The 14,763-nt window shown below is 59.6% G+C and carries 16 protein-coding genes and 3 pseudogenes; 11 read left to right on the top strand and 8 right to left on the bottom strand.

What is annotated here, in order from left to right; translation table 11 throughout:
- Positions 1–121: 121 nt before the first annotated feature.
- On the top strand, positions 122–502 hold the full coding sequence (locus AACW18_RS00815) for an amino acid-binding protein (protein ID WP_218389875.1): 381 nt from the start codon (positions 122–124) through the stop codon (positions 500–502).
- 24 nt (positions 503–526) lie between these two features.
- Positions 527–1,207, top strand: coding sequence for an ArsR/SmtB family transcription factor (locus AACW18_RS00810; RefSeq protein ID WP_218389874.1), 681 nt, complete (start codon positions 527–529; stop codon positions 1,205–1,207).
- Positions 1,208–1,385: 178 nt separating this feature from the next.
- Here the strand turns inward: AACW18_RS00810 and AACW18_RS00805 are convergent, their stop codons facing one another.
- Complete coding sequence (locus AACW18_RS00805) at positions 1,386–1,613, bottom strand: lipoprotein (protein ID WP_218292670.1); 228 nt, start codon at positions 1,611–1,613, stop codon at positions 1,386–1,388.
- 300 nt (positions 1,614–1,913) lie between these two features.
- A pseudogene (locus AACW18_RS00800) lies at positions 1,914–2,303 on the bottom strand (DM13 domain-containing protein); the annotation flags it as partial.
- Positions 2,304–2,308: 5 nt separating this feature from the next.
- Here AACW18_RS00800 and AACW18_RS00795 point away from each other — a divergent pair.
- Positions 2,309–2,674, top strand: a pseudogene (locus AACW18_RS00795) (aromatic amino acid transport family protein); the annotation flags it as partial.
- Positions 2,675–2,828: 154 nt separating this feature from the next.
- Here AACW18_RS00795 and AACW18_RS00790 read toward each other — a convergent pair.
- Positions 2,829–3,185: a CesT family type III secretion system chaperone gene (locus AACW18_RS00790; RefSeq protein ID WP_042651635.1), complete on the bottom strand. Its 357-nt coding sequence runs from the start codon at positions 3,183–3,185 to the stop codon at positions 2,829–2,831.
- 198 nt (positions 3,186–3,383) lie between these two features.
- Here AACW18_RS00790 and AACW18_RS00785 point away from each other — a divergent pair, with 198 nt between their 5' ends.
- Positions 3,384–4,934: an ADP-ribosyltransferase gene (locus AACW18_RS00785; protein WP_218389873.1), complete on the top strand. Its 1,551-nt coding sequence runs from the start codon at positions 3,384–3,386 to the stop codon at positions 4,932–4,934.
- Between the two features lie 251 nt (positions 4,935–5,185).
- Positions 5,186–5,485 (top strand): hypothetical protein, encoded by a 300-nt coding sequence (locus AACW18_RS00780; protein WP_042651633.1) that lies wholly within the window; start codon positions 5,186–5,188, stop codon positions 5,483–5,485.
- Between the two features lie 86 nt (positions 5,486–5,571).
- Here the strand turns inward: AACW18_RS00780 and AACW18_RS00775 are convergent, their stop codons facing one another.
- Complete coding sequence (locus tag AACW18_RS00775; RefSeq protein ID WP_218389872.1) at positions 5,572–6,051, bottom strand: DM13 domain-containing protein; 480 nt, start codon at positions 6,049–6,051, stop codon at positions 5,572–5,574.
- Between the two features lie 285 nt (positions 6,052–6,336).
- A complete protein-coding gene (locus AACW18_RS00770) occupies positions 6,337–7,227 on the bottom strand; it encodes a DMT family transporter (RefSeq protein WP_218389871.1) in 891 nt (296 codons plus the stop codon).
- A 422-nt stretch (positions 7,228–7,649) separates the two neighbouring features.
- On the opposite strand from AACW18_RS00770, the gene AACW18_RS00765 reads away from it, so the two are divergent.
- Both AACW18_RS00765 and AACW18_RS00760 read left to right on the top strand, forming a co-directional pair.
- Positions 7,650–8,639, top strand: coding sequence for an IS110 family transposase (locus AACW18_RS00765; protein WP_218389870.1), 990 nt, complete (start codon positions 7,650–7,652; stop codon positions 8,637–8,639).
- A gap of 136 nt (positions 8,640–8,775) precedes the next feature.
- Positions 8,776–8,934 (top strand): annotated as a pseudogene (locus AACW18_RS00760) (IS481 family transposase); the annotation flags it as partial.
- Positions 8,935–9,057: 123 nt separating this feature from the next.
- Here the strand turns inward: AACW18_RS00760 and AACW18_RS00755 are convergent.
- From AACW18_RS00755 to glyQ, 3 genes are all read right to left on the bottom strand, one after another.
- Positions 9,058–9,582, bottom strand: coding sequence for a hypothetical protein (locus tag AACW18_RS00755; RefSeq protein ID WP_218389869.1), 525 nt, complete (start codon positions 9,580–9,582; stop codon positions 9,058–9,060).
- Positions 9,583–9,766: 184 nt separating this feature from the next.
- Positions 9,767–11,836, bottom strand: a complete 2,070-nt coding sequence (gene glyS / locus AACW18_RS00750) for a glycine--tRNA ligase subunit beta (RefSeq protein WP_218389868.1) — start codon at positions 11,834–11,836, stop codon at positions 9,767–9,769.
- A 9-nt stretch (positions 11,837–11,845) separates the two neighbouring features.
- Entirely contained in the window at positions 11,846–12,775 is a 930-nt protein-coding gene (gene glyQ / locus AACW18_RS00745) for a glycine--tRNA ligase subunit alpha (RefSeq protein WP_042651628.1), read from the bottom strand.
- A 210-nt stretch (positions 12,776–12,985) separates the two neighbouring features.
- Between glyQ and AACW18_RS00740 the strand changes: the two genes are divergently transcribed.
- From AACW18_RS00740 to AACW18_RS00725, 4 genes are all read left to right on the top strand, one after another.
- Entirely contained in the window at positions 12,986–13,555 is a 570-nt protein-coding gene (locus AACW18_RS00740; protein WP_218389867.1) for a DNA-3-methyladenine glycosylase I, read from the top strand.
- Between the two features lie 85 nt (positions 13,556–13,640).
- Positions 13,641–13,895 (top strand): hypothetical protein, encoded by a 255-nt coding sequence (locus tag AACW18_RS00735; RefSeq protein WP_218292664.1) that lies wholly within the window; start codon positions 13,641–13,643, stop codon positions 13,893–13,895.
- Positions 13,896–14,072: 177 nt separating this feature from the next.
- Positions 14,073–14,315, top strand: a complete 243-nt coding sequence (locus AACW18_RS00730) for a hypothetical protein (protein WP_042651625.1) — start codon at positions 14,073–14,075, stop codon at positions 14,313–14,315.
- 119 nt (positions 14,316–14,434) lie between these two features.
- On the top strand, positions 14,435–14,677 hold the full coding sequence (locus AACW18_RS00725; protein WP_218389866.1) for a hypothetical protein: 243 nt from the start codon (positions 14,435–14,437) through the stop codon (positions 14,675–14,677).
- Positions 14,678–14,763 lie beyond the last annotated feature (86 nt).

Raw genomic sequence — 14,763 nt, 5'->3', positions numbered from 1 at the left:
GCCTTCGGGCGCCGTTTTGCTGTGGCCAGCATGGGCGAGTGATGACGCTTCGCCCGCCATCGAAGCGTTGCCCTGGCTGTGGCACTAATCTGTGGGCTCTTATCGCCAAGGAGAGTCAGGGATGTACGATATTCACGTGATGCTGCCCGATAACCCGGGCACACTGGGGCAGTTCGGGATCTTGATGGGGCGGGCCGGTGTCAGCCTGGAAGGGGGCGGCATGTTTACCACGGGCGGAGCCGGTCATGCCCACTTTCTGGTGGAGGACGGCGTCGGCGCGGCCCGGGCCGCCGAGCAGGCGGGTCTGCAGGTGGTGGCGGTGCACGAGGTGCTGGTGCGCCGCCTGAAGCAGGAGCTGCCGGGCCAGTTGGGGGCCATCTGCAGCGCCTTGGGGGAGGCCTCGGTCAACATCATCACCCTGTACAGCGACCATGCCAACCAGCTGATCCTGGTCACCGATGACATCGACAAGGCCCGCGGGGTCACGGCCGAGTGGCAGTGACTGCGGCAAACGGAGAGGAGCGAGATGAGCAAGCAGGAGAGCCTGGAACAAGGATTGGCGCAGGTGGCGGCCGCCATTGCCGATGGCAGTCGGGCCCGCATGTTGTGCGCCCTGATGGATGGACGCGCCTGGACGGCGACCGAGCTGAGCCTGGTGGCCGAGGTGTCGGCCTCAACCGCCAGCAGTCACCTGGCCCGGCTCCAGCAGCAGGGGCTGACGGCCTGCGTCCGGCAGGGCAAACATCGCTACTACCGCATCGCGAGCCATGAGGTGGCGCTGGTCGTTGAACAGCTGATGGGGCTGGTCGACATGGGCGCCGGTGCACTCAGGAGCAAGACTCCGGAGCGGCTGCGCTTCGCCCGTAGCTGTTATGACCACCTGGCGGGTGAGCTGGGGGTGAGGCTCCATGACGGCCTGATGGCCCAAGGCTGGCTGGAGGCTGAGGGCTATGGACTGACCCCGCTGGGGGAGCAGCATTTCGGCCAGCTTGGCATCGACTGCGTGGCGACTGGCAAGCGCCCCTTCGCCTGTCACTGTCTCGACTGGAGCGAGCGGCGCATGCATCTTGGCGGCCAGCTCGGTGCCCGTCTGCTCGACCATATGCTGGCCAAGGGCTGGCTGGTGCGCGGGCTGGACAGCCGCGAGCTGACCCTGACCGCCAAGGGGCAGCGGCTGCTGCAACAACAGCTAGGCGTCGCGCTCTGACGAGCCATGGCCTTGGCGAGGGGATTGCGGCAATAGTAAAGTGAAAGCCGGAATATCGGCCTCAGGTTCATTGATTACGGCCTTGCCATTGCGACCCAGTGGCTGAAAAGCCCCAAACAGAGTCATCATTTGGGGCTTTTTATTTTGAGCGGAGATTTATTCAGACGGGAATGCGGGGTTATTCCACAGGGGTCAGACGGAAGCCTTTGCCTTGCATGCACAGGTTGATCAGCTCTTCCTGCTCTTCATCCTCGATCTTGTTGAGCTTCACCTGATATTGGCATTCGGATAATGCATCGACACGTTGGGATTCGGATGCACCATCTTTCATATATTCACTATTGGGAGTGGAAGAGCAGGCGCTCAGTGCGAAAATGGCGCCTATAACGATAAGATGACGTTTCATGCAGATGCCCTTTAAAGTGATACATATGGTAGATGCTGCCAATATGTTGATTTATAGCTTGGCTCGGCAGCCATCCCAATTAATTCAATGACAGATATGGCACCATTATATAGACCCATGCGCTGCAGATATTAACTGGGGCTGAATGAAGGCGTAGAAAACATTATTGCCCTGCCATCGAATCAATATCTGCCGGGACAGCATATTGACATCCTCCCCTGAAATAAGCACCAGAGCGAATGTTGTGAAAATCCGATGACGCTGCGCTAATTGTGCCTGGGGGTCTGCCAGAGTCCGGTATCAGCGGTAACGGGCGGCGGTGATAAATAGGCCGAAAGTCTCGCACCAGACGATGACGCTGTTGTAGCGAGCCGGGTCGATCCCGGCGGGCAGCGGCACGATAAAGTTGTCGAAGGTCTTCACCGATCCCACCTGCACCATCTGCCCTTTCAGGCGGGCAAAGTCCGCCTCTGTCTCGACAAATTCCGGCGACAGGTAGAGCCGGTAATCGGGCCCCGGCGCCAGCTTGCCCATCAGGCTGATGGCGTGCGGCCCTATGCTCACCTTGCCTTCCCCCCAGTGCAGCCGGTCGCTGTCTTTAAGATCCCGGCGAAAGGTGCCGCTGAAGCTCGCCTGTTGCTGGCTGGCCGCAACCTGTGCATCGGCGGGGGCGGGTGGCGCTATCAGGATATGCCGGCGGCAAAGCCATAGCGCTGCTGTTCTACCTCATCTGGCTGGTGAGCGTGTTCGGCAACCTGCCGCGCAGCGAGTTCGGGCCCGTGGTGGCCCTGGGTGGCAACGTTGACGTGCTGCTCAAGGCGCTGGCCTCGGTGATCGAGTCTGAGGCCGTCGCCAGCGCCCTCAACCTCTTCTCCATGACCGCCATCCTCTCCTCCTTTATCGGTGTGGGTCTGGGGGTGTTCGACTATCTGGCGGATCTGTTCAAGTTCGACAACGGCCGCGGTGGCCGCGCCAAGTCGTGGGCCGCCACCTTCCTGCCGCCACTGCTGCTCTCATTGCTGTTCCCGTTCGGCTTCCTGATGGCCATCGGCTATACCGGCTGAGCCATATAAACAGCCAGCCACCGTCACCGGTGGCATGCAGCAAAACGGCGCCTTGGGGCGCCGTTTTGCTGTGGCACTGACGACGCCAGACCCGTATTTTAGTCTGGAGAGTGCCCTGGATTCCATACGGTCCGGTTTGGGGGCGTACCTGTTACTGCCTGCTTAGCTCATCAGCGGCAGAGACCAGTTGTTCCAGTTGGTGGTGGATCTGGGCACGTTCTAGCTGCTGCAGTGGCTGACGGTTCCATAACACCGGGTTCAGGGTCTGTGAATCGAAGCCAAGAACCGGTTTGCAGGGGTCCTGGCTGAACAGGTTCTGCGCCGCGGCTTGGACGCTGGTGGCAGCCTCAAGGCGCGTAAACATCAGCAGATAGTTGGCCGGGTGCTCGGTCAGATGGTAGGTAAGCTCGCCGATCTGCAGGCTGGTGACGCTCTCCTCCTGCTGCGGTTCAGAGAGCGAGAGGGAGAGAAACAGCTGGCGGATGGCGGCGTGATAAAGAGAGTTCATCTATGGCTCCAGATTGGTAGTGGTGTCATTAGAACAGGTCGCCGTTAGCGGCACTGTTAATGGTGGCTCTCTTTTTTTAGCTTTTCGGTCAGCGAGATAGCGTGCCGCGCTCAGTACAAAAATCGCGACCAATCCCGATAGTCCGTGTTGATCGCCTCTCCTAGACTGGCGGCGAAACATCACAAGAAGACAATCATTATGCAGATTCAAGCACACACTGGCGGCATGCAGGCCGTCGCTCACCACAGTGATGCAACCACAGGGGTTGGCCGGATGGGCCAGCTGGAGGCACGTCAGGTTGCCACCGGGCAGGATGCGATCCTGCTGGGCGGCCGCAATGAACCGCAAAAAGGCCAAGGGCTGCTCTCGCGACTGGGGGCCCAGCTGGCCCGCCCATTCGTGGCTTTGAAAGAGTGGATTGGCAACTTGCTGGGGACGGACAAGAGTACCTCTGCGCCGAAGGCGCAGCAGACTCCAGTAGCAGACAACCTCTCGCTGGCTGAACAGAAACGGCTGCTGTTGCAACAGGCGCTGCCTTTTACCCTAAGCGGTCTCGACAAGGCAAGCGAGCTGAACAGCATCAATGCCGAGCAACTGGGACAGGATCACGCCCGCCTGGCGACCGGCAACGGCGCCTTGCGCTCACTGGCGACTTCCCTGATCGGGATCCGGGATGGTTCCATGCGGCAAGAGAGTCAGACAGCCGCCGCCGGGTTGCTCGAACGCCCCATCGCCGGTATCCCGCTCCAGCAGTGGGGCACGGTGGGGGGCAAGGTGACCGAGCTGCTCGCCAGCGCCACCCCCGAATTGTTGCAGGAGGCGATAAGCCAGCTGCACACCGCGATGGGCGAAGTTGCCGACCTGCAGCGTGCCGTACAGGCCGAAGTTGCTGGCGAACCGGCGCAAAGCGCGACCACTGCTGCCGACGCGGCGCCCGTCCAAAGCGGTGAGACCAAAGGCGTTGCCCGCGAGCAGGTCGCCATGGCGCGTCAGACCCCGGCCCCTGGCTACAAGCTGGCGCTGGATCTTATCAGCTATCAGGCCAGCTACCTGCTGCGGGATCAAACCTCGACCGAGGTGACCCTGAGCAGCAGCGATCTCAACGCCCTGCATCAGCACATTGCCGATGGCTCCATCAATGGCTCCCACATGGCCAAATTGCAGACCCGTGGTGATCTGCAAACCCTGCGCACACTGGCGCTCTCACTGGCCAGTGGCAGCGATGCCAAGAGGGCCTCCCTTGGTCATGCTCTCGACAGCCTCGCCTCGGCGCGCCCCAACCAGCGACTGGTGCTGGGCGGCCTGATGCAGTTTGCCGGTCAGACCGATCAGGCGTGGGCTGACCAGACCGCTGGCAAGCCGGAGGATCGGCTCGATGCCGGGGCGCGACTGCGCTTTGACACCGGTCATATGAAGGCGGAGCTGGATCGTCTCGGCGACAGCGAGGCACGGCAAGTGCTGCAACAGCTGGAAGGGGCTTTTGGTGATCGGGCCAAGGCCATCTGCGACTTCGCGGTGGCGCAGGTCTCCACCTTTGCCGACAGCGAAAGCAGCCCGGAGGCCGTGCTGGTCTCCCGCCTGACCCGCATGGGCAATCTGGTTGGCAGCCTGACCGACACGCTCAAGGTGCGCCTCCAGCTGCCCGAGTCCGCCCGCGGCGAGCCGACCATGATCGACGATGCGGCACAGATGACGCCGCTGGAGCTGGCTGCGTTAAGCCATATCGGTGTTGATGAGCACTATCTGTAAGCGTGCTCATGTTGTCGGATATGAATGAATAAACCACTTGTCCATCACGGGCACCCCCAAAGGGTGCCCGTTTTCCTTGGAGTATTCGCCTTGGCCAGATTATGCGCCCGGTGTGTATTACTTCGCGCTTGCTGGTCCTCTGTGGGCAATGGTTGCAGCAATGACAGTTAGGGATCTCGCTCTGATGATCTGTCATTCCGCTCGTTTGGGCTATAGTTTGGCTCTCTTTGGAGCCTAACTAGGAGCTGGCTATGGCATGGACTATCGATGATTCCCAACCCCGGATCCTCTACAACAAGGACAAGCACGTCGCCGTGACGCCCTCGGCCATGGGCAAATACCATGAGTGGCGGCGGGAGATCGAGCGCGGCTCGGATCCCAAGAGTGCCGCCGGCAAGGTCGGCGATATGCACTACGAGCAGCTGAGCGGCAACAACAAGGGGATATACACGATCCGGCTCAGTCAGGAGCACAGGGTCGCCTTTACCATCAATGGCACCCTGCAGCAGGTCAAGGTGATCAGCATTGGTGGCCACTTTCCCCCGAGTTGAGTGGTCGGGCAGACAGCAAAACGGCGCCTTGGGGCGCCGTTTTTTATGATGCTGCGTCGTCTCCGGCCCTACGGCGACCGGCAGGGCTACTGCCGATAGCGGGCGGCGGTGATAAATTGGCCGAAGGTCTCGCACCAGACGATGACGCTGCTGTAGCGGGCCGGGTCGATCCCGGCGGGCAGCGGCACGATAAAGTTGTCGAAGGTCTTCACCGATCCCACCTGCACCATCTGCCCCTTCAGGCGGGCAAAGTCCGCCTCTGTCTCGACAAATTCCGGCGACAGGTAGAGCCGGTAATCGGGGCCCGGCGCCAGCTTGCCCATCAGGCTGATGGCGTGCGGCCCAATGCTCACCTTGCCTTCCCCCCAGTGCAGCCGGTCGCTGTCTTTAAGATCCCGGCGAAAGGTGCCGCTGAAGCTCGCCTGTTGCTGGCTGGCCGCGACCTGTTCATCGGCGGGTGCGGGTGGCGCTATCAGGATCGGCAGCAGATAGATGCCGGCGGCAAAGCCCGCGCCTCCGACCAGCAGATGGGTGGCCAGCAGCAGGGCCAGGGTCTTGCGTTGCATAACGCCTCGGTCGTTGATTAATTGATGGTAAAACCATACCAGTCTGAGAATGCCATGCCCACCTCGCAGTGGCCGGGTGGGAGGATAATAGGCAGGGGCGTAGAGATGGCAGGTGCCTGTAGGTTCGATTAGCGCAGCGTAATCGAACGCACGGGAAGCTAACTCGTCACTTCACCAGCGGGTTTAAGCGGGAGACAGCACCATCCGATAGCGACCATTCCTTTGACTCTTTGGGATACCCCGATCCCGCAGAGAAGAGTCTCGCGATGGCCCGATGACGCATCGCTAATCGGGGCTGCGGTCCTTCACCGGCAGGCGTGCGCTGCTGCGCAGCAGGGGCAACTGATATAGCACCAGGGCCCCGAGCACCAGTCCGGCGCCGGCCAGCTTGGCCCCGCCGAGCGCCTCGCCATAGCAGAGGGCGCTGAGCAGCAGGGTCCAGACGGGTTCGAGCAGCATCAGCAGTGCCGCGTGAGTGGTGGTCATCTTGCTCAGGGCCAGGGTCAGCAGCAGATAGCGCAAGGTGGTGGCGAGCAGCACGCTGGCGGCAAACCAGCCCCAGGTGGTGGTGCTGACGGAGGCCGGCCAGCTTTCGGTCAGCAGGGAGAGCGTGGTGCCTATGAGGCCGGTCATGGCCAGCTGGATGCAGGTGAGCCAGCGAGCCGGTATCGACTGGGCGAAGTGACGATGGACCGCGAGCTGGGTCCCCAGGGCCATGGCGGCGGCCAGGAACCAGAGCAGGGAGCGGGAGACGCCCCAGTCGGTGCCGCTTGAGAGCAACAGCAGGCCCGCCACGGCCAGGGGCAATGTGGTCCAGTAGTGGCGCCCCGGGCGGGTCTTGAAACCGGCCCAGGCGGCCAGCGGGGCCATCAGGGTGGCGATGCTCATGATAAAGGCGCCGCTGCCGAGGGCGTCGCTCTGACTGATGGCGGTCACCCAGAGCAGCAGGTTGAGACCGAGCAGGGAGCCGCAACCCAGGGCACGCAGCAGCTGGCTACGGCTGAGCCTGGGCTCGTACAGCCAGGCCAGGGGCAGCAGGATCAGGGCCGCCAGCAGGAAGCGACTGCCGATAAAGGCGGCGGGCGGCAGCTCACGTATCGCCTCCTTGGAGAAGAACCAGCCAGCGGCCGCCAACAGGGTGGTGCAGATCATCAACAGTAGGGGCGTGCGGTTCATAGGGTCGCCGTCGGGTCGGGTAAAAGAGGCTGAAACGAGTGAGGGATTGTACACGGAAACGGCGGGCGTGCAGACCTGACCGACAGGGGTCATCCACCCTCCGGGAGCGACCATTTTTTCGATGCTTTGGTGAGTACCCGAGTGGGAGAGTGGGCGATACCCCGATCCCGCAGAGAGGTGTCTCGCGATTGTCCGATTATGCTTCGCTAATCGAACCTTGTATCTTGTTTCTGTGGTGATTAGCTCTCATCACTTGAGGCTGGGGAAGCCCGCATCGAACCTTAAGTCATTGAACTTGTAACGTAGATAGAGCCCCCATCCTCACCTCATCGCCAATCACAACACTGGACGGTAGCCAAGGGCTCGACCCTGTATGCACAAGGCAAGTGGGCGATTTGGTCATTATTCATGAGGAATATGCCATGCACTATCTCGGGATTGATGTGGCCAAGGCCAAGCTGGATTGCTGTCTGTTGCTCGATGTCACCACCTGCAAGCGCAAGACCAAATCCATCCCCAATAACAACACCGGTTTTGCTGAACTGATTATCTGGCTCGGCAAACAGCACCTCTCCCTGCCAGAGGTGCATATCATCATGGAAAGCACCGGTGTCTACCACGAACAGGCTGCCATCGCGCTGCACGAGGCCGGTGTGAGGGTCTCTATCACCAACCCGGCACAAGTGCGCGACTTTGCCAAAGGCTTGGCCATTCGCAGCAAAACCGATGGCATCGACAGCCTGGTCCTGGCGCGTTATGGCGCCTTGCTTCAACCAACAGGCTGGACTCCCCCCACGCCCCAGGCCATAACATTACAGGCATTGCTGGCGCGAGCCGATGCCATTCAACAAGACCTGCTGCGTGAGCGGAATCGGCAAGAGAAAGCGGATGCCACGGACACACCGCACCTTATTCGCCAGTCACTGGCCGATTCGATAACGTTTCTGCAAACACAGCTGAAAAAGTTGCAGCAAGACATTGATGACCACATTGACCGCCATCCAGAGCTCAGGGATGACGTCACCTTACTGACTACCATTCCAGGTATTGGCCTCAAAACCAGCCAACATCTGCTGTCAGTCATGCACCTTCACTCATTTCACAGTGCCGAGCGATTGGCCGCCTATCTGGGGCTGGTGCCCATAGAGCGGCAGTCGGGGAGCTCCCTGTATGGTCGGGCCCGGCTATCCAAGGCAGGACCTGCGCGCGTCAGGGCGGTGCTGTATATGGCGGCGGTGGTCGCCACGCGGCATAACCCCTACGTGAAAGCCCTGTATGAGCGGCTGGTCACGGGTGGTAAAAGCAAGATGTCGGCATTGGGGACTGCGATGCGCAAGTTGGTACATCTGTGCTTTGGTGTCATCAAAAACCGTCAGCCCTATTGCCCAGATTATTGCCAAGGGGATTGCTAAGACAGACGGTATCTACGGCCCTGATCTGGCGTGAACGAGCGATGGTCATGGCGGCTCTCTCCTCGGGTCTCTCGGTTTAAGGAAAGTGGATGGGGAGTGAGTTGTCAGAGCTGGGATTGGGTGGGTGTCCCAGCTTTCCGTGGAGCAGATGCAGACAGACCTGGATAGCTACCTGGAACACTACAACACCCAGCGGCCACATCAGGGCAGGATGATGGAGGGACAGACTCCCTACAGCATGTTCAAGAAGGGTCTGAAATTGATACCGAAAGAAGTGCGCACTAAAGTAGCATAAACAAGACACCGGTTTGAGGCCGGTGTCAGGTGATAACTAGATATGTACATACGATTTTTAGCCCAACATACGAGATAATGCACCATGGGCGTTGCACTTATTATCTGAATTTACAGAGAGCGATCAATTTACATTTGAAAGTTTTGTTATTTTCCCTGATGGATACAAATCCTTATCATTTTTATAGCATGACACAATGTATTTTTCCCCTTTGGTTAATTTCATGGGGATATATATGTAGTTATTGTATGAGTATCCTGCGCTATGATATTTACAACCCACAAAAAGCGTAAACTCACCAGCAGGTAGAATAACTCTCGGATGTCTTAGTTTTAGATCTTTTTGTTGCTCAGTCTTATCGGTTGGGATTGCACTAGTTATAGCTGACATGATTTTTATTGGTTCATCAACGAATGTTCTTTCTATATAAAAAATAGATTCAGATCTTATTTTTTCTATCAGTGTACTGTTCTTGTTATATAGTGCGACATCGTAGCTATTGATTTCATCATCAGTATATATAGTGACAACATCTTGCTCACTTTTTCCTTTGGTTTTTTCTGGGTAAAAATCATCTCCGACAGATGAAATGATTGATGCGCAGCCACTCATGGTGATACAGGCAAGAAATAGTATTGTGTTTTTCATACAGGTAAATTATTGAGAAATGATAACCATTATATGATTTAGTGGCTTCTTATGTGTGATTTAGATCTCGTTGGTATATATCTATAACTGGGTTATTAACTGGTTAATATATGCTCTTGATTCTGTTCTTTAATTAAAAACGGCGCCTCGCGGCGCCGTTTTTATATCACTTAATCAACCTAAATCACTGCAGCAGCGAGATATCCGCTACTTGCAGGAACAGGTTGCGCAGGTTGTTTAGCAGCGCCAGACGGTTGGCCTTGAGGGCCTCGTCTTCTGCCATCACCATCACCTCGTTGAAGAAGGTGTCGACCGGCTCGCGCAGGGCGGCCAGACGGGTGAGGGCCGCCTGATAGTCACCGGCGGCGAACAGCGGTGCCAGCTCGCTTTGCAGGGCGGCAACCTGAGTGGCCAGCGCCTGCTCGGCGGCATCCTGCAGCAGTTCCGGTTTGACCACGGTCGGCAGCTCGCCTTCCACCTTGGCCAGGATGTTGCTGACGCGCTTGTTGGCGGCAGCCAGCGCCAGGGCGGCATCCAGACTGCGGAAGTGGCTGACGGCCTTGACGCGACGATCGAAGTCGAGCGGGCGGGTCGGGCGGCGGGCCAGTACGGCCAGCACCACGTCGGCACCTATGCCTTCGTCCTGATAGGCGGCGCGGAAGCGGCCCAGCATAAAGTCGACCACGTCGGTGACGACGGTCTTGTTGGTCAGCTTGTCGCCGTAGACGCGTACCGCTTCTTCCACCAGTTCCACCAGATCCAGATCCAGCTGCTTCTCGGTCATGATGCGCAGGGCACCGATGGCGGCGCGGCGCAGGGCAAACGGATCCTTGTCACCTTTGGGCAGCATGCCGATGCCGAAGATACCGGCCAGGGTGTCGAGCTTGTCGGCCAGCGCGACGGCGCAGGCTTCCAGCGCGGACGGCAGGGCATCACCGGCGAAGCGCGGCATGTACTGCTCGTTGAGGGCCACGGCCACCACTTCGTCTTCGCCGTCGTGACGGGCGTAGTGCATCCCCATGACACCCTGGGTGCTGGCGAACTCGCCGACCATGTTGGTCATGAGATCGCACTTGGAGAGCAGGCCGGCACGTTTGGCCTGAGCCACATTGGCACCGATGCGCTCGGCGATAAAGCCGGCGACGGTTTCGATGCGCTCGACCTTGGCCTTGACGGTGCCGAGCTGTTGCTGGAACAGCACGGTCTCGAGGCGCGGCAGGCGGGAGGCCAGGGTTTGCTTGAGGTCGGTCTTGAAGAAGAACTCGGCGTCAGAGAGACGGGGGCGCACCACCTTCTCGTTGCCGCTGATGATCTGGCTCGGGTCCTTGGACTCGATGTTGGTGACGAAGATGAACTTCGGCAGCAGCTTGCCGCTCTTGTCGTAGACCGGGAAGTACTTCTGGTCACCCTTCATGGTGTGCACCAGCGCCTCGGCCGGCACCGCCAGGAACTTCTCTTCGAAGTTGGCGGTCAGCACCACCGGCCATTCGACCAGGGCGGTGACTTCTTCCAGCAGGGCGTCGTCCAGATCGGCGACGCCACCGAAGGCGGCAGCGGCCGCTTCGGCGTCAGCCTTGATCTTGGCCTTGCGGGCCATGAAGTCGGCAACCACTTTGCCTTTTTCCAGCAGGATCTGCGGGTACTGGCTGGCGTTGTCGATTTGGAACTCGGGCTCGCCCATGAAGCGGTGACCGCGAATGGTGCGGGCGGAGTCGATCCCCAGGATGGTGGCGGGCACCAGATCGCCGTCCAGCAGCAGGGTCACGGTGAACACCGGACGCACAAACTGGATGGTCTTGTCGCCCCAGCGCATCATCTTGGGGATGGGCAGCTTGGCCAGCGCAGCAGCGACCAGCTCACCCAGCAGATCCTTGGCCGGACGGCCTTCGACCTTGGCGGTGTGGACCAGCCACTCCCCCTTGTCGGTGACCAGACGCTCGGCTTGTTCGACTGTGATGCCGTTGCCACGGGCCCAGCCTTCGGCGGCCTTGGTCGGCTTGCCGTCGGCATCGAACGCCTGGGAGACGGCCGGGCCGCGCTTCTCGACGCTCTTGCTCGGCTGCTCGCCGGCCAGCGCGTGCACTTTCAGCGCCAGACGGCGCGGTGAGGCAAACCACTCGACGTCGCCGAAGGCCAGATCGGCCTTGGTCAGCTCGCCCTTGAGGTTGTCGGCAAAGGCTTCGGCCAGGGTGCGCAGCGCCTTGGGCGGCAGCTCAGCGGTGCCGATCTCTACCAGAAATGTATGTTGTGCCATGTCCGTTCCTTAACCTTGCTTGTTCTCTTCGTCGCTGCGCTTGCACATGGGGAAGCCCAGCGCTTCGCGGGAGGCGTAGTACGCCTCGGCCACGGCCTTGGTCAGGGTGCGAATGCGCAGTATGTAGCGCTGACGCTCGGTGACCGAGATGGCCTTGCGGGCATCCAGCAGGTTGAAGGAGTGGGCGGCTTTCAGGATCCGCTCGTAAGCGGGCAGCGGCAGCGGCGTTTCCAGAGCCAGCAGGTGCTGGGCCTCTTTCTCGTACTGCTCGAAGCAGTGGAACAGGAAGTCCACGTCGGCGTGTTCGAAGTTGTAAGTGGACTGCTCCACCTCATTCTGGTGGAACACATCGCCATAGGTGGTCTTGCCCAGGGGGCCATCGGACCACACCAGGTCATAGACGCTGTCGACGCCCTGGATGTACATGGCCAGACGCTCGAGACCATAGGTGATCTCGCCGGTCACCGGCTTGCACTCCAGGCCGCCCACCTGCTGGAAGTAGGTGAACTGAGTCACTTCCATGCCGTTGAGCCAGACTTCCCAGCCCAGACCCCAGGCACCCAGAGTCGGGTTTTCCCAGTTGTCTTCCACGAAGCGGATGTCGTGGATCTCAGGGTCCATGCCCAGCTCTTTCAGCGAGCCGAGGTAGAGTTCCTGAATGTTGTCGGGGGAAGGCTTGATGATCACCTGGAACTGGTAATAGTGCTGCAGGCGGTTCGGGTTTTCACCGTAGCGGCCGTCGGTCGGACGGCGGGACGGTTGCACGTAGGCGCAGGCGATGGGCTCGGGGCCCAGGGCGCGCAGGCAGGTCATGGGGTGTGAGGTACCGGCACCCACTTCCATATCCAGCGGCTGAATGATGGTACAGCCCTGGCGGGACCAATAGTCCTGCAGCTGCAGGATCAGGCCCTGAAAGGTTTTGACATCGAATTTTTGCATAGTGTTTTTCGCGCGAAATGAGATCAGAGCAAGATTTGCTGAATGTGAACCGAAGGAGTATACCGTCTGGCATGGTCGGATAATAGGCGAAATTGCAGGGGATTCATGGGGTGGCGCCGTGCCGGGCCTGGTTGGGCCGGGATGTTTACCACAGGAAGTCACCGCAGCAGTCGGCATGTCGGGCATCGGAAAAATGACAGGGGATAAGGAATGGAACTACGCTGCGCCTGGGTGACCAAGGACCCGGAATATATCGAATACCATGACAGACAGTGGGGGCGGCCGGTGCACGACTCGCGCGAGCTGTTTGCCAAACTTTGCCTGGATGGTCAGCAGGCGGGTCTCTCCTGGATCACCATCCTCAAGCGCACCGACGGTTACTACCGCGCCTATGCCGGGTTCGACCCCGGGCTCATCATCGCCTTCGACGAGCAGGATGTGGCGCGGCTGATGCAAGACACCGGCATCATCCGCAACCGGCTTAAGGTCCAGTCGATCATCAAAAATGCCAGGGCCTATCTGGCGCTGGAGGCGCAGGGGATCGACTTCGCCGACTTCCTCTGGGGCTTCGTCGGCGGTGCTCCCATCGTCAATCGGCGCCAGGGAAATGGTGACATCCCGGCTACCTCGTCAGAATCTGACGCTATGGCAAAGGCGCTCAAGAAACTCGGTTTTACCTTCGTCGGCAGTACGATTTGCTACGCTTTCATGCAGGCTGTGGGGATGGTGAACGATCATCTGGTGACCTGCCCCTGCCATGCCGAGTGCCAACGGGGGTAGGGTGGCTCCATTATTAGCTCACCGGTTCAGTTGGCATACAGTGATCGCTGCTCAAAATCCGCCTAACCATTTTGAGGAAATTCCCATGTCATTGATCCCATCTCGAGTACGCGCCCTTGGCGGCCTGATCCTGGCTTGCAGCTCTTTGCTGGCCGTGATGCCTGCCCAGGCGACCGATCGCCAGGATTCCCGCGATGTGCGCCAGGAAGTGCGCCCCGAGGTCCGGGAGGCCAAGGTAGATTGTCGTCAGGCCAACAACAAGGACAACTACGAGTGCCGCCAGGACAAGCGTGAAGTGAAGCAGGATGTTCGGGAGAAGGCTCGCGACGTCAAATACTGATCTCAAGCGTCCACCCTGCTGGCGGGTCTGACTGGACCCACCCAGGCTCGGCTCATCGGCGTGAATGACCCAGACAAGTCTGCAGGGGATCGCCCTGCCGGACGTTGCTAGTCGTGGTTCCGTATATAATCAAGTGACGTGATATCCATGTATCCCGTCTACCCTGTGGAGTTAATCATGAAGAAGTTCGTATTCGCGCTGTTGGCCGCCAGTTCCCTGTTGGCTGTTCTGCCTGCACAGGCCACCGAACAGGCCGGGGAACGCCGCGATGCCCGTGATGTGCGTCAGGACACCCGTCAGGAGTCCCGCGACGCCAAGCAAGAGTGCCGCGAAGGTCTGGTCGGCAATGCCGATTGCCGTCAAGAACACCGTGACAGCAAGCAGGAAGGCCGCGACGAGGCCCGCGACATCAAATACTGATCCCGAGCGGCCGCTTGCAAGTGGGCACCATACCAGGCCCCTTGCCGCGGCCATGTTGGCCTCAGTGTATAATTTCAGTAACGCCAAGCCGGTATATTTCGCCTAGCCAAGGAGTCACCATGAAAAAATCCATATCTGTGCTGCTTGCAGCTGCCGCTTTGCTGGCCGCCGTGCCGGTACTGGCAACCGAACAGGCGGAACAACGCCGTGATGCCCGCGATGTGCGCCAGGACACGCGTCAGGAATCCCGCCAAGCCAAGCAAGATTGCCGCAGTGGTGTGTTCGGCAATGCCGATTGCCGTCAGGAACATCGCCAGAACAAGCAGGAAGGCCGTGACGAGGCTCGCGACATCAAATACTGATGAGCGACCTGCATGGGCAGGCGATGCGAGCGTGATGGCAACCATGCCGTCGTGATCAAGATACAAGGGGGCTCAGGCCCCCTTGT

It is taken from the genome of Aeromonas sp. sia0103, from assembly GCF_963895295.1.
GTDB classification, from domain to species: Bacteria; Pseudomonadota; Gammaproteobacteria; order Enterobacterales; family Aeromonadaceae; genus Aeromonas; species Aeromonas encheleia.
Note: the sequence above shows the minus strand (reverse complement) of the source record. Positions and strands in the feature narration are given on the sequence as shown.